We start from the raw sequence: 18,845 nt of genomic DNA, 5'->3' as shown, positions 1-18,845 counted from the left end.
TATGAAATCCACCTGCTCAACTGATTACGAGATTGGCGACAACACCGCGCCAGACAAGCGCCTAGAGCTATGGAAATCGCGTAGCTTCTGGTTTCGGCTGCGGCACCGATGGAACGTGCTCAGTGCTTTTGCCGAGGGCAGCTTGACCTGGCGCCACGCCAAGCTCGGCCTCAAATACCCGGATCAGGTCATGTGGCTGCAGCGCTGGCCACCAGGCAATGGATTGATGCCGGTCTGCCCAGCCGTCATTGCCGAGCTTGAGCACATCGATCGCACCATGATGGACTCCGACCAGCCCGCGCCACGGGCCGCTGTTTTTTCACTCCACAGCATCGGCCACGATCGCACCCAGTGCAGGCGTTGCGGCGGATCTGGCAGGGCCTTGCCCACGCAATGCCCAGGTCGCCCCATGACCAATGACGAGAGGCAGGCCGTCCTGGAGGGGCTACTCGATTACGTCGATGGCCAATGGCTTGGCCAAGTCATCAAGCAGGCAGCGAAACCGCTTGCCGAAACCTGCAAACTGGAGCCCAAGTTGGTTGCCGAAACCTGCAAACTGGATTTGCCGTTTCCTGCACTCTATATACAAGGGTCTTCTATACAAAGAACTACTACTACGTCTCCAAGTGTCGTCGCGCTCGAAGTGGCACCAGCTCGCGAGGCGCAAGTCTTCTCGGAAAACGACTGGGCAGCGAAGTGCGCAGCCTTGTCGGACGCTGCCAATCAAGGCTGTGGCCAGGTGTACGAGACCTACGAGCTACGCGTGGGGGCCAGCATTGACCTGGCGCTGCTGCAGGTGCCCGAGCTGCAGCTCGATCGCGCCATCGAGATCGCTGTTCCAACGCCTGCTCAACGAGCGAAGACCGTGCAGATGCTGCGTGACGATGGTTCTTGCAGCCATGGGTTTGATCCACACACGTGTCCAGTTGGATGTGGAGACATCGACAATGTGAGCGATTCAATGGTGGACTCAGACTGGATGCCGTGCGGCTCCTGCGGGGGCCCGGAACGGGTCCAGTGCTTGCGACTTTGTAGCAGCGGACGCAGCGCCGATGCCGGAAAAAGATGACAGGTCAAACAAAAATGTTTGACAGTTGGGAACGAAGTCCTTAGAGTGCGAACCGTGCGTCAACGAGGTGAGTTGTTCTTCTCGCTGAATTTGGGTAAGAGGTTGTAGTAGCGATGCTGGCCGTGAGGTCCGCCAAAAGCCTTAGAAATCAGAGCCTTAGCGCTCATTTTTTTAAAGCTTTTCTACTAGAGACGATGTATATTATGTTAAATAGCTTGGCCGGCAGGTTCAGGGCCAAGCTGCTTAAACAGGTGGGTGAAGTAAATTCTTGTACGAGTGTGAAGTAAGTTCTTGTACTGTCATTGATGGTGAAGCCGAACTATCCTTCACGAGTTGAACGTGCCATCCTCAAACGAACAGCCTTCACTAATTCTTCGGGAGCTACTAGCAAGGCCTCAGCCAACTGGAACGTAACGCTCAGCGATGGCTGGGTACTGGCCACCTCTAGCCTTGCAATGAAAGTTCGATGAAGTCCCGCACGAAACGCGAGCTCTTCCTGACTGATTCCGATCAAGCCACGACGAGCTTTGACCTCAGCCGCAACTGCTTGACGAAAGTTGAGTTCAGAGACACTTGGCACCCGCCGACTGTCGCGGGGTTGCATCATTTGAGCACCAGCATTAATGATACATAATCATTGTTCTCTAACCTAGCAAGCTTCACACCCCTTGCTGTTGGGTGTGTCAGCCAATCCCACGATTTCATGTTTCAGACCAACGACGCCAACAAGCATCCTGTTTCCCACCTGTACAACAAAGGCACTCATGTTTGGACAGGTGTCGAGCTCCAACTGCGACGAATTTGGTTCATGATCGACTATCAGTGGGTCTATCGAGAAGGTAGTGATGAGCTCTCTTTCACAGACACTGTGTTGTTGTCTACAGCAGAAGATGTTTTGAGCTTTGCTTCGCAGCATGAGTCAATACTCTCTGCGTATCTCATGACTCCTATTCCTATCTCCAAGGGCGGCGGTTGGCAAAAGGACCTGCTGACGGGGATCTGGGAAGCTGCAGATCCGGCGGACCCTCGTCTCATGACCAAGATCTATACAAAAGTGGATGGCAGTCATCATGTAGATTCGCTGCTTGAAGCCACGGCAGATCAACTCAAAGACTGGGAGCAGCTTCTAGAGTTCCCCGTCTATCTGGCGAAGTCCGTTAGTGAAACGAACGAACTTCACTGACAACAAGGACATTCATCACAGTCATGCGCCAACCCTAACTTGCACATGTTATATAACTTGCGCAAGTTAGGATGCGGGTGAATTTTTTGAGGAAACTCTGCAAATTATTGAAAAATAAAGGTTTTCCTAAATTTTTCTAAAAATAAGTTTTTGAATACAACATGGAGTTCAAGCAGCAGCCAAACGTCACTGCCAAGCAAGTGATCGATGCGACTCGTGCTTATAAAGAGTTGATTCGCACTCGGCGTTATTTGCAAAAGCTAGGTGGTCGTATGTTTTGGAAGCTGTCTGGGGACTATGTTTACTTGGCCCAGCGCTCTTTTTTTGACAGTCGTAAGGTTCAGCACCTGGGTATCAAGTCAAGTCAAACAGAGCAGAGTCTAAAAGAATACGAAACTGAGCGCGCGAGATTGCAGCAGCGTGAGGTAGCGCTGCAAGAGCGCATCTCAGTGTACGAACGAATGAACAAAGCAGTTCGTGCAGGAGCCGTGTCAGATGATGTAATTGACACTATCCGATTGCTTGAAAGAGTCGGAATCTCAGAAGATTGTTTGTGGATGGGAACGCCAGCGCAACATGCATATTGGCAGTCTTCTGGTCTTGAGGGTAATCCCCCCGTAAAACCAACGTCTTGAGAAGTAGAGACCTCCCAAGGAGAATCTCTACTATGAAGAAGTCACGTTTTACAGACAGCCAAATCATCGATGCGCTCAAGCGTGCAGAAGCTGGCTTGGCAGTGCCCGAGCTGTGCCGTGAGCTGGGCATCAGCGCAGCCACGTTCTACAAGTGGCGTGCCAAGTTTGGTGGCATGGATGCATCTTTGATGGCCCGCATGAAGGAGCTCGAAGAAGAGAACCGCCGGCTGCGCAAGATGTACATCGAAGAAAAGCTCAAGGCGGAGGTCGTCTCGGAGGCGCTCGCAAAAAAGTGGTGAGGCCATCTCGCAGACGCGAGATGGCTCAACAAGCAGTGCAACACCGGGGCCTGACGATTCGTGCAGCGTGTCAGGCGTTTCAAATTAGCCAAGCCTGCTACCGCTACAAGGCGCAACGCAACACAGACAATGATGAGATTGCCCAGTGGCTGCTGCGCCTGACGGATAACAATCGCAGTTGGGGCTTTGGGCTGTGCTTTCTTTATTTGCGTAACGTCAGAGGTTTCAAATGGAACCACAAACGGGTCTACCGGATTTACCGCGAGTTGGAGCTCAATCTGCGTATCAAGCCGCGAAAGCGTTTGGAGCGAGCAAAACCTCAGCCATTGGCCGTACCAGAGCGCCCTGGTGCAGTTTGGTCTGCGGACTTCATGCACGACCAGCTTGAAGACGGTCGCAGCTTCAGGCTGCTGAACATCATTGATGACTTCAACCGAGAGGCGCTGGGCATTGAAGTGGACTTCTCGCTGCCTGCGCTGCGTGTCATTAGGGCATTGGAGCAAATCATCCAGTGGCGTGGCAAACCCCAAGTCATTCGCTGTGACAACGGCCCCGAATACATCAGCGCAGTCCTGCAAAACTGGGCGATTGCCAAAGGCATCCGATTGGAATACATCCAGCCTGGCAAGCCTGCACAAAACGCCTATGTCGAACGTTTGTAAGCGCACGGCGAACCCATGTTGACCGCCGTTGGCGGCCATGGCTTTGATCAGATGGCGACAGCGGGCTGCCAGCGGTGCGGCAGCAGTTCCTCGATCCGTCTGGCTTTGTGGGTGGGCAGCCGGGTGAGCACGTCCTTGAGGTACGCGTAGGGGTCGTGGCCGTTCATGCGAGCGGATTGAATGAGGCTCATGACGGCCGCGGCACGCTGGCCTGCGCGCAAGCTACCAGCGAACAGCCAATTGGCACGACCAATGGCAATCGGTCGGATCTGGTTCTCGATCCAGTTGTTATCAACGGGCAATTGCCCGTCGTCGACGAAGCGCGTGAGCGCCGCCCAACGCCGCAGGCTGTAGTCAAGCGCCTTGGCTGTCGCCGAGCTGTCCGGCACCTTCTGGCGCTGCAGCAGCATCCACTGGTGCAGGGCGTCCAATACCGGTTTGATCTGCTCTTGCCGCGCTGCCGTGCGCTGTGCTGCATCCAGTTCCTTGACCTGGCGCTCGACCTCATAGATTCGTGCGAACTGTTCCAGTGCGAACTCTGCGATCTGGCTCTTGTTGGCAGCGTGCAGGTCGAAGAATTTCCGGCGCGCGTGCGCCAGGCAACCAACCTCGGTCACGCCGCTGGCAATCAAGGCTTTGTAGCCACTGAAGTCATCGCAGGTGAGGCTGCCTTTCCAGTTGCCCAGGAATGTCCGGGCATGTTCGCCGGCTCGCGATTCGCAGAAGTCGTACACCACGGCCTTGATGTCTTCAAAGGCCCCGGGCGCATAGGCCCACAGGTAGGCGCGATGGGTCTTGCCGTCTCCAGGCTTGAGCATGGCCACCGGGGTCTCGTCGGCATGCAGAACACGGTGTTCGAGGATTGCGGTCTTCAGGGCGTCGACCAGTGGTTGTAGACGAACCCCACAAGTGCCGACCCACTGCGCCAGGGTGGAGCGCGGGATCGCCAAGCCGGCGCGGCCGAAGATGGACTCCTGACGGTACAAGGGCAAATGGTCCGCGAACTTGGCCACCAGAACCTGGGCCAACAAGCCCGTCGTGGGGATGCCTTTGTCGATGACATGCGCCTCGACCGGTGCCTGGGTGATGGTCTCGCATTGCGCGCACGCCCACTTGCCGCGGATGTGTCGCTCCACGCTGAACACGCCCGGCACATAGTCCAGCTTCTCAGCGATGTCCTCGCCGATGCGCTTCATCTGACAGCCGCACTGGCAGGTGGCGGATTCGGGTTCGTGGTGGATCTCACGCCGGGGCAGATGCGCTGGCAGCGGCGTGCGCTTCGGCTGCTGCTTACCTTCGGGCGCCGTCGGTTGTGTTGGCTGCAGTGCCTCGATCTCGGTGGCCACGGCCGCCAAGTCGGCTTCGATCTCGTCTTCGAGCAGACTCTTCTGTTCGGGGTTGAAGCGCTCAGACTGGGCGGCGAATTTCATGCGCTTCAAGAGCGCGTTCTCGTGGGTGAGCTTGTCGAGCAGTGCGCTCTGGTGGCGGACCTGCACCAGCAGGCGCGCCGTCATCTCGCGCAGTTGCTCTGCGCTCATCTGTTCCAGGGATTGCGTGTCCACCACCATGGGCATCCACTATGCCAGCACGGAACTGAACACACCATTGGCGCATGCCCCAATTGGCAAGCGCAACTCGGACCTCAACCGTCAGATCACAGTGATGACGCCTGCCTCGCCCAGGCGCTGCCAGGGCAAACCCAGCACCAGCGCGTCGAGTTGTTCGCGCTGCAACGAGAGATTGGCGCCCCCGGCCATCGGCCAGATGAACTTGCCCTGGTGCAGCCGGCGCGCGGCCAGCCAAACCCCGATGCCGTCGTGCACCAGGATCTTGATGCGGTTGGCCCGTTTGTTCGAGAACAAGTAGGCATGGTGCGGGTGGGCTGCGCCGAAGACAGCAACCACCCTCGCCAACGCCGTGTCGGTGCCGGCTCGCATGTCCATTGGCGTGGTGGCCAGCCAGGCCGCGTCGATGCGGATCATCGCAGCAATGCCGCCGTCCAATCGGCAAAGTCCAGCGCCTGGCTTGCCGGCCACGTCACGCGCAGCGTGAGCGCACCTTTGCGCAGTTCGACCTCAATGCCCTGACGCTCGGGCTTGGCGGGCGCAGCAGGCAATGGCAACTGAACAAACTCCACCGGCGCGACGCTCGGCGTTGCCGTCGGCGAGGTCTGCGTCGCCTTCAGTTGATGGAGGCCATTGCGACTGTGTTCCTTAATCCAACGGTGTACGACGTTGGCATTCATGCCGTGGCTCAGGGCCAAGGCCGCGACGGACGCGCCGGGCTGCAGGCATGCAGCCACCACCTCGGCTTTGAATTCACGGCTGTACGTGCGGTGCGTACGCCGCCCCTCATGTCTCGAAATCTCTGGCTCTATCAGCATCGTGTGCACGCTCCTTTGCGTGCACACGATCTTGCGAGACTCGACCGCTCACTTCAACATGGGATTGCCGGACGCTTACGAACGTTTCAATAGAACGGTTCGCTATGAATGGCTGTCACAGTACCATTGGCGCAATCTTGATGAAGTTCGAGATTACGCCACGCAATGGATGTGGCGGTATAACCATGAACGCCCAAATATGGCATTGGGCGGCATCACCCCCAAACAGCGGCTTGCCATGGCCGCATAGCTCTACTTCTCAGAGCAATGGTTTAAGGGGGGATTACCCCTTGAGCTAGTGATTGAGGTTAAGAAACGAACGGAAATGATGCTTAAATGTGACGGATATCAATCCATTGGAAACATGCGTATGAAACTCATGTACCACACAGATCGAGTGTTCAGCATTCCATCGTTTCTGGAGATAGACAAGTGCTCCGAACTTATAGCGCTGTCCGAAGCACGTGTGTTCAGTGCTGCAGAGGTTCGAACTTCTGAAGGTCAGAAGCCAATGCCTAATGTGCGCAACAACGATAGAACCACTCTCGAAGATCCGGTATGGGTCAATTTTCTTTGGCGCAGGTTTGCAAGTGCGGCTTTGCCGCAAATTGAAAACGAGTTGCCAGTTGGATTACCCAAGGATCTTAGATTTTACAAATATACACAAGGTCAACGATTCAAGATGCACAAAGATGGCCCTTGGAAGGAAGATGGGCTCACTAGCCATCTGACCTTCTTGGTCTACCTGAACGATGGCTTTTCGGGAGGAGAGACAGACTTCCGTGATTTCAAAATATCGCCTAAGGCAGGCGATGCCCTTTTGTTCATCCATGACACTTGGCATGAAGGTGCTGCGGTGACCAGCGGCGTTAAGTATGTTCTTCGTTCAGATGTCATGTACAGGGCCACCGCAGTCGACTAACTCGTACATCAAGCTAACTCTCTGCATTCAGGCCACCATGCCACTGAACTACTTCGCCAGGTGCGACTTTCACGTTTTTCACAGACGTCGGCCGCAGCATGTTGCTCGCCGAAAAATAGCCAGTTGTATCCGGTGCCGCCACGGGCACGTGGCTTTTTGCAGTCCTCAGAAGTGGACCGACTTCTAAACCAAGATAGGTTCATTAGTCTCACCGGCCCTATCCACTAGGATGTCGCCCACTTCATTTAGAGCGGCTTATATGGAAGCCTCCCGGATTGCAAGTAACCGTTGTGCGTGAAGAATCAGGAGGCAGGGCTGCAGTCTTATATCCGGCCTGTTGTGCAGGCGGGTTGCCCGCTGGCCCCGATGGCATTCGCTGATGAAGCTCCCATCTAACACTCGAGCTGGACGCTCTTGGCTCTAATCGGAATGTCCTCATCTCGGTCCGACCTGTCTGGCCCATCAAACATTTGGGATCGCTTGAGTGCGCCCCACAACAGGCCTGCAACGACAGGAATCTCATCCATGTAGTTCTCGAACATCATGAGTCGTGCCTGCACCGCTGACGAGAACCTACATCGGCATGCCTCTGGCATCTAAACGAGGTTCGCGCGTGGAGCCACGATTGTCTCTATCGACCGGATTGCGGCCCGTTTTCTGGCCCCTCCTGGGGGCTTGGTACCGATGAGCCATCGATGCAGGCCCGGCTCCAATCAATCTGGTCATGTTCCTGCGGTCGCTCCGACATCGCTCGATGCAATTTCTGCAAGATGCCGATGGCGTTCCAATCATCTAAGCGTCGTTAGCGGCCTCTTATGGGCACAGGTATGACAGCGAGAGTTTCAAGTTCTTACGCATGTCATCGAACAATTCGTCGAGGAAGCGCTCATTACATCGGGCCCGGACATCCTTGGTCATGTTCCCATGAGAACAAAATTAGTTGATGAAAATTCAACCAATCATGTTCCTCCTCCTCGGCCGGCTCCTTAGAACAAGGTGAATCAACCTGGAACAAAATTAGTATTAATAACGGTAGCTGTCCGACAAAGGTGGGGGAAGTAAATTGTTGTACGAATGTGAAGTAAATCCTTGTACTGCTTTTAATGATGTGACGTGCAGAACAAGGTGGCAGTACCTGGAGTAGCTTTTCAACCTCTTCAGGGCTGTCCATGTCAAGACTTCGGGAACACAGGCTGGAGGTACTTGCTATCGATCAGTCAGCCTGCTCCTGTCCGCGTGAGCGGATGGTGGGACACATCAAGCCAGACTTGGATGACATCTGCACAAGAGACTCCTTCGCGTCTGACTGTTCCCCTGAAAGTCGAGATGGGCGTTGGGGCCTGTCGGAGGTTCGCTTTGTGGTGCTGCGCTCACAAGTAGCCAGGCCCAGCTCCGGTCAAGAGCTGCCGACTACCGCAGACTTCTGAACGACGGTTGGAGGTTGAACTGGGTCATCTTCGTGAATCGGTCTGGACGATTGCAAACACGGACGTCAGCTCTTGGTCGCAAAGCGACTTCAACCGGCGGGGTATCCCTTAACACCAAACTCTCCGCCATGGAGGTCGAGAAACGCGGACCTACGAGGAGTTGGGCCATTTGGTTCGGTAGAACATCACTCCATCATGTTCTTTGCACACTCAAGCGGATGAGCACGAATCTTGCTTAACTGACTTGTAGCCGTTTTTGCAATGAAGCAGATTCGGCTGTATCAAGACAACGACGTCTACGTTAGGCATAGGCCGCTATTGCGGGTAATGCCTGCGTAGACGTTTTCTTTTGTAGGGACAGAAAGCAATGACGGGCTTCCGAAACTTTTTACAAGCTGGGCATGCACCAACCTTGGGCGCATCATTCTTCTATTTCGCCTGCTCATGCGGCATTTGGGTCATCAATGGTGCAATGGCCCCTTTTCTCAGCGAGAGCTTTAATCTGACACCGGCGCAGAAGGGCCTGATGCTATCCATCCCAATCTTCGCGGGGTCGCTGATGCGCTTTCCGCTGGGATTACTGGCTCAGTACATCGGTAGAAAGAATGCCACCCTGGTTGAGATGGTGGGCATCGCCATCGCAATGTTGTACGGCTACTTCGCCGTTGATTCCTTTGGTGATCTGCTGGCCATGGGCGTTTTGCTAGGCATTGCTGGTGCCAGCTTCGGCGTAGCTCTTTCACTCGGTTCAGGCTCATTTCCACCGCGCTACAAGGGACTAGCAATGGGACTAGTTGGTGCCGGCAACATCGGAACGGCCTTTGCCGCACTGCTGGCACCGCAGTTGGCACAGGCCTTTGGCTGGCAGGCCGTATACGGCTTTGCGGCTCTAGGTATTCTGGTGCCTATGGTCGTAATGATTGTGTTTGCCCGAGAACCCGCAGACCGTGATGCACATGCCACTCTGCGTGACCATGTTGCCTGCCTTATCGAGAAGGACGGCTGGGCTTTCAGCCTAATTTATGCCGTCACCTTTGGCGGCTTCATTGGCTTAGCCACTTTTCTGCCAAGCTACTTTTATGACCAATTCGGTGTGAGCAAAGTTGAAGCTGGGCAGTTGACCATGCTGGCTGCGTTTATGGGTGCGACTACGCGCATTTTTGGCGGCTGGCTGTCGGATCACTGGGGCGGAGTGAACACGCTCACAGCAGTGCTGGTCGTCGTCTTCATTAGCTTGCTGCTTTGCGGACTCAGCGGCCACTCCTTAACTCTCACAGTGCTGTTCTTCTTGGTATGTTTTGCCGCCTTGGGAGCTGGCAATGGTGCCTTGTTCCAATTGGTTCCTCTGCGGTGGCCAACAACCACTGCTGTGGCCGGCTCCATGATCGGAGAGTTGGGCGCTTTGGGCGGCGGCTTGATCCCTGCAAGCATGGGTTTGTCGCAACAGCACACCGGCAGTTACTTCTCAGGATTCGCTGTGTTTGCCTGCTTTTCACTAGTCATGTTGGTGATGCTGCGCTACATGCAACTGCGCTGGACACGCACCTGGGCGGAGAAAGGCGGTCGCGCACGCACCGTTCCGGCTTGATTCAAAGCTCAGCGTGGCAGGAACAGTAACCAGTAAAGCAGCGCCACATTGAGCACAACGCTGAAGGCGAGCGCTGTCTTCCAACCGAATGCTGGATCGCGCTCAAGGAGTGGACTGGACGCTTGCGGCAATAGTGGCCGCGCAGCTCCGCGCTCTAACGCCAGCAACATTTCTTCGGCCGTCTCGAAGCGCTGTGCAGGATCGCGAGCGATCGCCTTAAGAACGATGGCATCCAGCCAGATTGGTACTTGTGGGCTGTGACGACTGGGAGGTATTGGGTCACGCCAGTAGCGCCCTCTCTGGTAAGCGATAACCTCACCATAGGGCAGACGTCCACTTGTCAATAGCTGGTACAGCGTCACGCCCAAAGCGAACAGGTCGCTGCCCGCACTTGCTGGCACTGGCGGATCGTCCCACTGCTCGGGGTTCATGTAGCTAGCAGTACCCGCATGTAAGGCACGCAGTTCGGGAGGCTCTCGGCCAGTCAGCGCAACGCCAAGGTCGAGCAGACGCAACACCCCATCAACACCGCAGTGAAGGTTCGCGGGCTTGACGTCGCGGTGGATAACACCCTGTCGGTGCAGGTAACCCAGCACACGCGCGGCCTGCTGACCTATGGCAAGCACCTGGTCTACACCAGGCTGATGTCGTCGCTCCAGCCACTGAGAAAGCGTCTCGCCCTCCACCCATTCGTACAAAAGATAGAAAGCTGATGGCAGATCCACCGGCGCAGCATGCAGCCGAACCAGATGTCGGGCTGCCGCTCCGGTCTGCAGATGGCCGGCCACCCATGCTTCATGGGCCAGAGCAGCCCATTCCTGGCGGTCATGGGCACGCTGTGTGTGCAGCGTTTTGAGCGCATGGCGCTGGCCGCTGCGCTCATCCAGCACTCGGTACACGCGGTAAATGCCACTGTCGGCCACTAAAGCCTCCACACGCAGCCCATCCACCAGACTGCCGGGCCTGAGCAGAGGCAATGGCGGAAGGGACTGTGCGCGACGCATAGTGTCGTCCAGGGTTGCTTCCTTCACGCCCAGCACGCGAACGACCACTGCTGTGAGATTGTCGCGGCTGCCGTTGCGCCACGCGGCATCAGCCAAGCGTTCGGCCAGGGACTGTGCACCGCCCTCGCCCGCCCACTGGGCAAACTCGCGCGGCTTGACGTCATTGTGTATGCCGTCTGACAGCAGTACAAAAATGTCGCCGGGAACCACTTCTCCTTGCCGATAGTCAATGCTGACCCTATCCTCCAGGCCAATGGCGCGCGCCAGGCGGTGCGCGAAGTCCACGCCGCCCATCACATGGTCCTCCGTCAGCTGCTCGATCTGCCCTTGTCGCAACAGGTAGGCACGGGTATCGCCTACATGGGCCAGCGTGAAACTCTGCCCGCGTAGAACCAGAGCTGTCAGCGTGGTCAGACCATAGGCCGGCTGACGCCGTCGATTGATGCCATAGAGCCAAGCGTTCTGTGCACCCACGATGCGGTCCAGCGCCACGGTAGGCTCCCAGGTGACTGGCGTGCAAAAGAAGTCGCGTGCCAAACAGGTTACCGTGGTCTGTGCAGCTTCACGGCCCCAGCCACCCGCACTGACACCATCGGCAACGGCGGCGAGCATGCTGGCGTGGCCCGAACTTTCGTCCTTCAGTTGTACTGCCGCGAAGTCCTCGTTGTCCTGCGCACGACCGGAGCGTGAGACCCATCCGATATCCAGTTCAAAAGGCATGAGCGAATCCGTAATGGCATTCCTTGCAATCGCGCCCCACAAGAGTGCCTATCGATGCGGACACCGCACCGAACTGAAGCATCGGTAGATCAGAATCAGCAGCACCTTCGTTTGGAACCACGGCACTGCCAAGCTCCATGAGCAAGAAAACGATTGGCATAAAAAATGCTTTATTCATAGCAACGGTCTGGGCAATGTAGCTCCGACAGTTGAGGACAACGGCGTTTGCGACATACCTGGCCAAAGGTGGCTAGGTCATGGCGCAAGCGCCTTTTTGTTTTTTTAACCGTGAGAGGGAGCGTAACTCGCTTCACTCCCCTCCGACGAAGGGATATCGCATGCCCCACGCGATTCATAAAACACCACGAAAGCTCATCGTTGTTGGTAACGGCATGGTGGGTCAACGCTATGTCGAAGCTCTAACCGAACAATTTCCCGACCTTTGCGCAGCAGGATGGGAAGTGACGGTACTTGGTGAGGAGCCGCGCCCGGCATACGACCGTGTCCACCTGTCGGAGTTCTTCAGTGGCCGCAGCGCCGACGATCTGTCCCTGGTCCCAGAGGGCTTCTACGACCGCCCGGGCCTGACGCTGCGCCTCAATGCCCGCGTTGCCTCCATCGAGCGGCGCGATCGTACGCTGCAACTGACCAATGGTGAAGTACTGGCCTTCGACAAGCTGGTGCTTGCAACGGGCTCCTCACCCTTTGTACCAGGTGTGCCGGGACGCGACCGCCCTCACTGCTTTGTCTACCGAACCATCGAGGACCTCGAAGCCATGCAGGCCTCGGGGGCCAAGTCCCAAAGCGGCGTAGTGGTGGGCGGCGGGCTGCTGGGGCTGGAATGTGCCAAGGCCTTGCGCGACATGGGGCTGCAAACCCATGTCGTGGAGTTCGCACCACGCCTGATGATGGTCCAAGTGGACGAAGGCGGCGGTCGCGTGCTGCGCACCAAGATCGAATCGCTGGGCGTGCAGGCTCACACCAGCCGCAACACTGTTGAGATCACCGATGGCGCCACGGCGCGCCATCGCATGGTGTTCGCCGAAGGAACTTATCTCGAAACCGACATGATCGTGTTCTCGGCCGGCATCCGGCCGCGCGACGAACTGGCACGTCAATGCATGTTGGCCATCGGTCCGCGCGGAGGCATGGTCATTGACGACCACTGTCGCACCAGCGATCACGACATCTATGCCATCGGTGAATGCGCGGCCTGGAATGAGCAGGTCTTCGGTTTGGTCGCGCCAGGCTACGATATGGCCCGCGTTGCCGCAGCTCACTTGGCAGGACAGGCCGATGCCACGTTCACGGGCGCCGACATGAGCACCAAACTCAAGCTCATGGGTGTGGACGTAGCCAGCATCGGGGACGCACTTGGCAAGACGCCGGGTAGTCGCAGCTTTAACTACACCGACGAGCTGCAGCAGATCTATAAGAAAATCGTTGTCAGCGAAGACGGCAAGCGCCTGCTGGGCGCCGTGCTGGTGGGGGATGCCGCAGAGTACGGCACGCTTCTGCAGATGGCGCTCAACAATATGGAGTTGCCCGATGCACCCGGCCAGCTCATCCTGCCAACCAGCGACGGCGCGGCCAAACCAGGCCTCGGCGTGGACGCCCTGCCTGACGCTGCGGTACTGTGCTCGTGTAACAACGTCAGCAAGGGGCAGTTGTGCTCAGCTATCGCTGGCGGTGTGCAAACCATCAGCGAACTTAAATCCTGCACCAAGGTGGGGACCTCCTGCGGCGGCTGCGTGCCGCTGGTTACCCAGGTACTCAAGGCCGAGCTCAAGCGCCAAGGCGTAGCTGTCAACAACCACCTTTGCGAGCATTTTCCGCACTCGCGCCAAGAGCTTTATCACCTGGTGCGCGTTGGCGAAATCCGAACCTTCGCGCAATTGCTGCAGCAACATGGCAAAGGTCATGGCTGCGACATCTGCAAGCCCACGGTGGCCAACATCCTGGCCAGTTGCTGGAACGACTTCGTTCTCGACCGCAACGGTGCGCCGCTGCAGGATAGCAACGACTACTTCCTGGGCAATATCCAGAAGGACGGCACTTATTCCATCGTCCCACGCGTGCCCGCAGGTGAGATCACGCCTGACCAACTGATCGTGATTGGTAAGGTCGCCAAGGACTACGGCCTCTATACCAAGATCACGGGCGGCCAACGCATCGATCTGTTCGGAGCCCAAGTCCACGAACTGCCGCTGATCTGGCGTGAGCTGGTGGATGCAGGCTTTGAATCGGGCCATGCTTATGGCAAGTCGCTGCGTACGGTCAAGAGCTGCGTAGGGTCCACCTGGTGTCGCTATGGCGTGGACGACAGCGTTGGCCTAGCCATCGAGCTGGAGAACCGCTACAAGGGCCTTCGCTCGCCACACAAAATCAAGTTCGGCGTTTCCGGCTGCACACGCGAATGCGCCGAAGCACAGGGCAAGGACGTGGGGGTGATCGCCACAGAAAAAGGCTGGAACCTCTATGTCTGCGGCAACGGCGGCATGAAACCACGCCACGCCGAGCTGCTGGCAGCCGACCTTTCCAAGGATCAGTTGGTACGCCTGATCGACCGCTTCCTGATGTTCTACATCCGTACCGCTGATCGGCTGCAGCGCACCAGCACCTGGCGCGACAACCTCGAAGGCGGCCTGGACTACCTCAGGGCCGTTGTGGTCGACGACAGCCTGGGTCTTGCCTCCGAGCTGGAGGCGCAAATGGCCCATGTCGTGGGCACCTACGCTTGTGAATGGAAGAAGGCCGTGGACGACCCCGCCGTCGTCCGGCGCCTGCGTACCTTCGTCAACAGCGACGCAGGCGACGACAACGTTGTCTTCGTTCAGGAGCGCGGCCAGATCCGACCCGCTACCCAAGCCGAAAAGCACTCACGCCTCAAAGGCATCCCGGTGTTGGTCGAAGCCAGCGTTTGACCCCCTAAGGAGCACCTCATGAACGATACCGCCATTGCGCCAGAACCCACGCGCACCGCCGCACCCACGAGCTCAGCCGCCAACAAGAGCGCAGCCTCTGCTGCCATCTGGCACCGCATCTGCCCTTTCGACGACATCTGGCCCGACACGGGCGTTTGCGCTCTCATCGGGCGTCGTCAGGTGGCCGTCTTTCGGCTGACCGACGGCAGCCTCTACGCCATAGGGAACCATGATCCCCACAGTGGTGCCAACGTACTCTCTCGCGGCATCGTTGGCGACCTGGGCGGCGAACCTGTCGTCGCCTCGCCCATCTACAAGCACCACTATCTGCTGCGCACCGGCGCCTGCGTGGAAGAACCGGACACCATCTTGCCGGTCTACTCCATCGAGCTGCGCGACGGCATCGTCTGGCTCAAGGACTGAGTGCACATGGCCAACGAAGTCTTCTCTGTGTGCCCATACTGCGGCGTTGGCTGCGGTATGAATCTGCATGTGGACCAGGGTAAGGTGATCAAGGTCATCGGCATCAAAAGCCACCCGACCAACTTCGGCCGCCTGTGCACCAAGGACTCCAGCAGCTCGCAGACTTTGAGGGAGTCTGGCCGGATGGAGACCGCATTTGCGCGCATTGACCGTCAGCGCGATCCTGTGCAGGTCAAAATGGACGAGGCCATTACGAAAACTGCCCAGCGCCTCAAGACCATCCTTGACACTCATGGCCCCGATGCTATTTCGTTGTACGTATCGGGCCAGATGTCCCCGGTTCCTACAAGGACTTCGATCAAGCCGATGTCTTTTTCGTGATCGGCGCCAATATGGCCGATTGCCACCCCATCCTGTTCCTGCGCATTGATCGGCAAAGCCGGGGCCTGGATGAGCTGCTGGACCATGGGGCTGAACCAGAGCACGCACGGCACCTGGAACACCAATGCCATCTGTAACTTGCACCTCGCTACCGGTGCAATCTGCAAGCCGGGTAGCGGTCCGTTCTCGCTGACAGGCCAGCCCAACGCAAATGGGGGGACGCGAGATGGGCTATATGGGCCCTGGCCTACCTGGCCAACGGGCAGTGCTGGTGGAAGCTGAGCGCCACTTCGTCGAAGATGTGTGGGACGTACCACGTCACCGTTTCGGCTTTCAGCGGGCTTGTGACGGTAAGTGCTGGATGACGAGCAGTGAGCGGCGTTCGCTGAGTCCACAGCCCATCCTCGCGCCGTGCAGGTGCGCTCACCACTTTTTTATCAAGGCTTCTTTCGTCCAACATGGACTCGGCCAGCAGCCGCTTGATACGGGCGTTTTCAAGCTCTAGCTCCTTGAGCTGTTTCGCGTCCGAGACGCTCATGCCGCCGAACTTGTTACGCCAGAGGTAGTAGCTGACCTAAGAGAAAGCGTGCCGGCGGCGCAGCTCTGCCACTGGCAGTCCAGACTCCGCTTCTCGCAGGAATCCAATGATCTGTTCTTCTGTAAATCTCTTTTTCACGTCCAATCTCCTGTCTTCCGGATTGGACTCCAGAGTCAGACGCTACTCAAATCCGGGGGGACGTCGCTCAGCGAGCTGCTCTTGGAGGCATGACTGTAAAAACGTACAAGAAATTACTTCACCCACCTGCAACTCAGAACCTGCTGGCAAAATAGTGCCTATGCGATTCCTCCACACGATGTTGCGCGTTGGCAATCTCCAGCGCTCTATTGATTTCTACACCAACGTCATCGGCATGCAACTGCTGCGCACGTCCGAGAACCCCGAGTACAAGTACTCGTTGGCCTTTCTTGGCTTCGAAGGTGGTAACCCGGGTCAGGCGGAAATTGAGCTGACTTACAACTGGGGAACCGAGAACTATGACATGGGCACGGCTTACGGTCATATTGCTCTGGGTGTGCCCGATGCCTATGCCGCCTGCGAGAAGATCAAGGCCGCCGGCGGTAATGTGACCCGTGAGGCTGGCCCCGTCAAAGGCGGCAGTACCGTCATTGCTTTTGTGACGGATCCTGATGGCTACAAAATCGAATTAATACAAAAAAAGTCAAACGATTACAGCGAAGAACGCCACTCAGACGCCAAAAAAATCGATCCGCTGCGTAGCGCGTAGCAGGTGAGCAATAAAAAAGCCTACGCGAGTAGGCTTTTTTCTATCCAGTGATGGAAGGCCTGCAACGCCCGCGACCATATGCGATTTTTCGAGAATCACCTGGATTCCGCCTGACCGAGGAACTGTCACTGGCTTGCGTCACCAACGGCCAGGAAATCGTTGACTGCACGCGCGAGATCGAACAAGACGAGACGCACGTCTACAGCATTGCGAAATACATGCAGCTGTTTGTCTTCAGAGTCATCGGCAATGGATGTTGCCTCTACCTATTGGGCCGTTGGCATGGCGAATTCCGCGCCTTTGCCAATGCTCTCGGGCCAACGCTGCATGACGGATTTCTGTTTGGTGTAGAAGCGCACCCCCTCCTCCCCATAGGCATGCATATCGCCAAACAGGCTCTTCTTCCACCCACCAAAGCCGTGCCAGGCCATGGGCACCGGAATGGGTACGTTGATACCTACCATCCCAACCTGGATACGCCGAGTGAATTCCCGAGCCACATTGCCATCGCGGGTGAAACATGCAACGCCATTGCCAAACTCATGCTTGTTGACGAGTTGCACTGCGGCGGAGAAATCAGCGACTCGAACACATGACAGCACGGGGCCGAAGATCTCTTCCCGGTAGATGCTCATTTCCGGCGTAACCTGGTCGAACAACGTGCCCCCCATCCAAAAGCCGTTGGCGCACCCCTCTCCGGCAGCAGCGCCCAGGAAGGTACGGCCATCAACGAGCAGTTGTGCCCCCTCCTTAACGCCCTGCTCGATATAGCTGCTGATACGCGCATGCGCCGCAGGAGTCACGATGGGGCCCATCTCTGCCGCCAAATTGGTGCCATTGAGCACTTTCAATGCTCTGGTTCGTTCCACCAATCTGGGTATGAGCTTGTCGGCGACGTCGCCTACGAGGACTGCGACAGAGATGGCCATGCAGCGCTCCCCCGCTGAACCATAGCCCGCACCGATCAGTGCATCCACGGCCTGGTCGATATCGGCATCTGGCATCACCACCATATGGTTTTTGGCACCTCCCAGCGCCTGCACGCGCTTGCCATGGCGCGCACCGGTTTCATAGATGTAATTGGCGATCGGGGTAGAGCCGACAAAGCTCAGCGCCTTCACGTCAGGGTGCTCCAGCAGCGCATCTACAACCTCTTTGTCTCCTTGCACAACGTTGAACACGCCGTCGGGCAAGCCCGACTGTTTCAACAGATCGGCTATGAACAAACTCGGGCTGGGGTCAATGGGGCTAGGCTTGAGCACGAAGCAATTGCCGGCGGCAATGGCCACGGGAAACATCCACATGGGCACCATGACGGGAAAATTGAAAGGTGTCACACCAGCGACGACGCCAAGTGGCTGGCGCAGAGTCCAGTTATCAATACCGGTACTGACTTGATCGGTAAAGTCGCCTTTGAGGAGTTGGGGAATTCCACATGAGAACTCGACGATATCGATGCCCCGTGCCACCTCGCCTTGAGCATCAGTAAAAACCTTGCCATGCTCGGCCGTGATGAGTGCGGCGAGTTCGTCCTTATTGCGATTAAGCAGTTCCAGGAACTTGAACAGTACGCGCGCGCGACGTATGGGCGGGGTGTCCGCCCACCGCGGAAATGCAGACTGCGCAGCAGCAACGGCAGCCTCCACGTCCTGAGCCGTACCCAGACGCACCTGGCGGCTAACGGCGCCGGTGGCGGGGTTGTAGATGGGTTGCTTACGCGTGCCGTTGCCAGAGGTGTGAGCGCCGCCTATGTAGTGGGCGATTTCCGTTCTGTTACTGATGTCAGTCATGATGAAACTCCTGTTCGGTGGAAAAAGAAACCCGTCGAATGACGAATGCCTGTGTTCAGAACGACTCACACGCCAGCGTGCTTTCATTGCCTTCGATGACGATGTCGCGCAAGCCTGGAACGTTTGAAAGGATGCGGATGGTGTAAGAA

15 protein-coding genes and 5 pseudogenes are annotated in these 18,845 nt (G+C 57.1%); 11 read left to right on the top strand and 9 right to left on the bottom strand.

Annotated features, from left to right (window positions below; all coding sequences use genetic code 11):
• The first annotated feature begins 1 nt into the window (after nucleotide 1).
• Nucleotides 2-1,069, top strand: a complete 1,068-nt coding sequence (locus MPZ60_RS12445; RefSeq protein ID WP_242881719.1) for a hypothetical protein — start codon at nucleotides 2-4, stop codon at nucleotides 1,067-1,069.
• 319 nt (nucleotides 1,070-1,388) lie between these two features.
• On the opposite strand, the gene MPZ60_RS12440 is transcribed toward MPZ60_RS12445, so the two are convergent.
• On the bottom strand, nucleotides 1,389-1,673 hold the full coding sequence (locus MPZ60_RS12440; protein WP_080746135.1) for a helix-turn-helix domain-containing protein: 285 nt from the start codon (nucleotides 1,671-1,673) through the stop codon (nucleotides 1,389-1,391).
• Between the two features lie 99 nt (nucleotides 1,674-1,772).
• On the opposite strand from MPZ60_RS12440, the gene MPZ60_RS12435 reads away from it, so the two are divergent.
• The 3 genes and pseudogenes from MPZ60_RS12435 to MPZ60_RS12425 all read left to right on the top strand — a co-directional run.
• The gene (locus MPZ60_RS12435; RefSeq protein ID WP_034356811.1) at nucleotides 1,773-2,252 is read left to right on the top strand and encodes a hypothetical protein; all 480 of its coding nucleotides are present in this window, start codon (nucleotides 1,773-1,775) and stop codon (nucleotides 2,250-2,252) included.
• Nucleotides 2,253-2,413: 161 nt separating this feature from the next.
• Nucleotides 2,414-2,887, top strand: a complete 474-nt coding sequence (locus MPZ60_RS12430; protein WP_034410882.1) for a hypothetical protein — start codon at nucleotides 2,414-2,416, stop codon at nucleotides 2,885-2,887.
• Nucleotides 2,888-2,919: 32 nt separating this feature from the next.
• Nucleotides 2,920-3,842: pseudogene (locus MPZ60_RS12425) on the top strand (IS3 family transposase); the annotation flags it as partial.
• Nucleotides 3,843-3,895: 53 nt separating this feature from the next.
• Here MPZ60_RS12425 and MPZ60_RS12420 read toward each other — a convergent pair.
• The 3 genes from MPZ60_RS12420 to MPZ60_RS12410 all read right to left on the bottom strand — a co-directional run bounded on the left by MPZ60_RS12420 (nucleotide 3,896) and on the right by MPZ60_RS12410 (nucleotide 6,231).
• Nucleotides 3,896-5,413: an IS66 family transposase gene (locus MPZ60_RS12420; protein WP_370688576.1), complete on the bottom strand. Its 1,518-nt coding sequence runs from the start codon at nucleotides 5,411-5,413 to the stop codon at nucleotides 3,896-3,898.
• Between the two features lie 84 nt (nucleotides 5,414-5,497).
• Nucleotides 5,498-5,830, bottom strand: a complete 333-nt coding sequence (tnpB, locus tag MPZ60_RS12415; protein WP_242881721.1) for an IS66 family insertion sequence element accessory protein TnpB — start codon at nucleotides 5,828-5,830, stop codon at nucleotides 5,498-5,500.
• Nucleotides 5,827-6,231 carry a transposase gene (locus MPZ60_RS12410; RefSeq protein ID WP_242881722.1) on the bottom strand — a complete coding sequence of 135 codons (405 nt, stop codon included), beginning with the start codon at nucleotides 6,229-6,231 and terminating at the stop codon, nucleotides 5,827-5,829. Before MPZ60_RS12410 ends, tnpB begins: the two co-directional genes overlap by 4 nt.
• A 79-nt stretch (nucleotides 6,232-6,310) precedes the next feature.
• On the opposite strand from MPZ60_RS12410, the pseudogene MPZ60_RS12405 reads away from it, so the two are divergent.
• Both MPZ60_RS12405 and MPZ60_RS12400 read left to right on the top strand, forming a co-directional pair.
• Nucleotides 6,311-6,481 (top strand): annotated as a pseudogene (locus MPZ60_RS12405) (integrase core domain-containing protein); the annotation flags it as partial.
• 120 nt (nucleotides 6,482-6,601) lie between these two features.
• Nucleotides 6,602-7,153 carry a 2OG-Fe(II) oxygenase gene (locus MPZ60_RS12400; protein WP_242608129.1) on the top strand — a complete coding sequence of 184 codons (552 nt, stop codon included), beginning with the start codon at nucleotides 6,602-6,604 and terminating at the stop codon, nucleotides 7,151-7,153.
• A 497-nt stretch (nucleotides 7,154-7,650) separates the two neighbouring features.
• Here MPZ60_RS12400 and MPZ60_RS12395 read toward each other — a convergent pair.
• Nucleotides 7,651-7,955 (bottom strand): annotated as a pseudogene (locus MPZ60_RS12395) (IS5/IS1182 family transposase); the annotation flags it as partial.
• A gap of 992 nt (nucleotides 7,956-8,947) precedes the next feature.
• Here MPZ60_RS12395 and MPZ60_RS12390 point away from each other — a divergent pair.
• Entirely contained in the window at nucleotides 8,948-10,168 is a 1,221-nt protein-coding gene (locus tag MPZ60_RS12390) for a nitrate/nitrite transporter (RefSeq protein WP_034355994.1), read from the top strand.
• An 8-nt stretch (nucleotides 10,169-10,176) separates the two neighbouring features.
• Here MPZ60_RS12390 and MPZ60_RS12385 read toward each other — a convergent pair whose 3' ends face one another.
• Together MPZ60_RS12385 and MPZ60_RS12380 are read right to left on the bottom strand one after the other, a co-directional pair.
• Nucleotides 10,177-11,892 (bottom strand): bifunctional protein-serine/threonine kinase/phosphatase, encoded by a 1,716-nt coding sequence (locus MPZ60_RS12385; protein WP_034355991.1) that lies wholly within the window; start codon nucleotides 11,890-11,892, stop codon nucleotides 10,177-10,179.
• Nucleotides 11,882-12,070 (bottom strand): hypothetical protein, encoded by a 189-nt coding sequence (locus MPZ60_RS12380; RefSeq protein WP_131324664.1) that lies wholly within the window; start codon nucleotides 12,068-12,070, stop codon nucleotides 11,882-11,884. Before MPZ60_RS12380 ends, MPZ60_RS12385 begins: the two co-directional genes overlap by 11 nt.
• Nucleotides 12,071-12,230: 160 nt before the next feature.
• On the opposite strand from MPZ60_RS12380, the gene nirB reads away from it, so the two are divergent.
• The 3 genes and pseudogenes from nirB to MPZ60_RS12365 all read left to right on the top strand — a co-directional run.
• The gene (nirB, locus tag MPZ60_RS12375) at nucleotides 12,231-14,816 is read left to right on the top strand and encodes a nitrite reductase large subunit NirB (protein ID WP_034355988.1); all 2,586 of its coding nucleotides are present in this window, start codon (nucleotides 12,231-12,233) and stop codon (nucleotides 14,814-14,816) included.
• A gap of 18 nt (nucleotides 14,817-14,834) precedes the next feature.
• Entirely contained in the window at nucleotides 14,835-15,239 is a 405-nt protein-coding gene (gene nirD / locus MPZ60_RS12370; RefSeq protein WP_045838888.1) for a nitrite reductase small subunit NirD, read from the top strand.
• Nucleotides 15,240-15,245: 6 nt separating this feature from the next.
• Nucleotides 15,246-15,936: pseudogene (locus MPZ60_RS12365) on the top strand (hypothetical protein); the annotation flags it as partial.
• A gap of 87 nt (nucleotides 15,937-16,023) precedes the next feature.
• Here the strand turns inward: MPZ60_RS12365 and MPZ60_RS12360 are convergent.
• A pseudogene (locus MPZ60_RS12360) lies at nucleotides 16,024-16,296 on the bottom strand (transposase); the annotation flags it as partial.
• A gap of 160 nt (nucleotides 16,297-16,456) precedes the next feature.
• Between MPZ60_RS12360 and gloA the strand changes: the two are divergent.
• The gene (gloA, locus tag MPZ60_RS12355; RefSeq protein WP_034355985.1) at nucleotides 16,457-16,906 is read left to right on the top strand and encodes a lactoylglutathione lyase; all 450 of its coding nucleotides are present in this window, start codon (nucleotides 16,457-16,459) and stop codon (nucleotides 16,904-16,906) included.
• 266 nt (nucleotides 16,907-17,172) lie between these two features.
• On the opposite strand, the gene MPZ60_RS12350 is transcribed toward gloA, so the two are convergent.
• Nucleotides 17,173-18,696, bottom strand: a complete 1,524-nt coding sequence (locus MPZ60_RS12350) for a CoA-acylating methylmalonate-semialdehyde dehydrogenase (RefSeq protein ID WP_034355983.1) — start codon at nucleotides 18,694-18,696, stop codon at nucleotides 17,173-17,175.
• Nucleotides 18,697-18,845 lie beyond the last annotated feature (149 nt).

The organism is Comamonas sp. 7D-2 (assembly GCF_022749555.1).
Classification (GTDB): domain Bacteria; phylum Pseudomonadota; class Gammaproteobacteria; order Burkholderiales; family Burkholderiaceae_C; genus Comamonas; species Comamonas thiooxydans.
This window is presented reverse-complemented; position numbering and strand designations above follow the sequence as displayed.

Bases quoted from the DNA above. Each gene is read 5' to 3' on its own strand.
- MPZ60_RS12445 (WP_242881719.1), top strand. From the start codon at position 2: ATGAAATCCACCTGCTCAACTGATTACGAGATTGGCGACAACACCGCG.
- MPZ60_RS12350 (WP_034355983.1), bottom strand. From the start codon at position 18,696: ATGACTGACATCAGTAACAGAACGGAAATCGCCCACTACATAGGCGGC.
- MPZ60_RS12380 (WP_131324664.1), bottom strand. From the start codon at position 12,070: ATGAATAAAGCATTTTTTATGCCAATCGTTTTCTTGCTCATGGAGCTT.
- MPZ60_RS12400 (WP_242608129.1), top strand. From the start codon at position 6,602: ATGAAACTCATGTACCACACAGATCGAGTGTTCAGCATTCCATCGTTT.
- MPZ60_RS12440 (WP_080746135.1), bottom strand. From the start codon at position 1,673: ATGCAACCCCGCGACAGTCGGCGGGTGCCAAGTGTCTCTGAACTCAAC.
- MPZ60_RS12410 (WP_242881722.1), bottom strand. From the start codon at position 6,231: ATGCTGATAGAGCCAGAGATTTCGAGACATGAGGGGCGGCGTACGCAC.
- MPZ60_RS12435 (WP_034356811.1), top strand. From the start codon at position 1,773: ATGTTTCAGACCAACGACGCCAACAAGCATCCTGTTTCCCACCTGTAC.
- MPZ60_RS12390 (WP_034355994.1), top strand. From the start codon at position 8,948: ATGACGGGCTTCCGAAACTTTTTACAAGCTGGGCATGCACCAACCTTG.
- tnpB (WP_242881721.1), bottom strand. From the start codon at position 5,830: ATGATCCGCATCGACGCGGCCTGGCTGGCCACCACGCCAATGGACATG.
- MPZ60_RS12385 (WP_034355991.1), bottom strand. From the start codon at position 11,892: ATGCCTTTTGAACTGGATATCGGATGGGTCTCACGCTCCGGTCGTGCG.
- nirD (WP_045838888.1), top strand. From the start codon at position 14,835: ATGAACGATACCGCCATTGCGCCAGAACCCACGCGCACCGCCGCACCC.
- nirB (WP_034355988.1), top strand. From the start codon at position 12,231: ATGCCCCACGCGATTCATAAAACACCACGAAAGCTCATCGTTGTTGGT.
- MPZ60_RS12430 (WP_034410882.1), top strand. From the start codon at position 2,414: ATGGAGTTCAAGCAGCAGCCAAACGTCACTGCCAAGCAAGTGATCGAT.
- gloA (WP_034355985.1), top strand. From the start codon at position 16,457: ATGCGATTCCTCCACACGATGTTGCGCGTTGGCAATCTCCAGCGCTCT.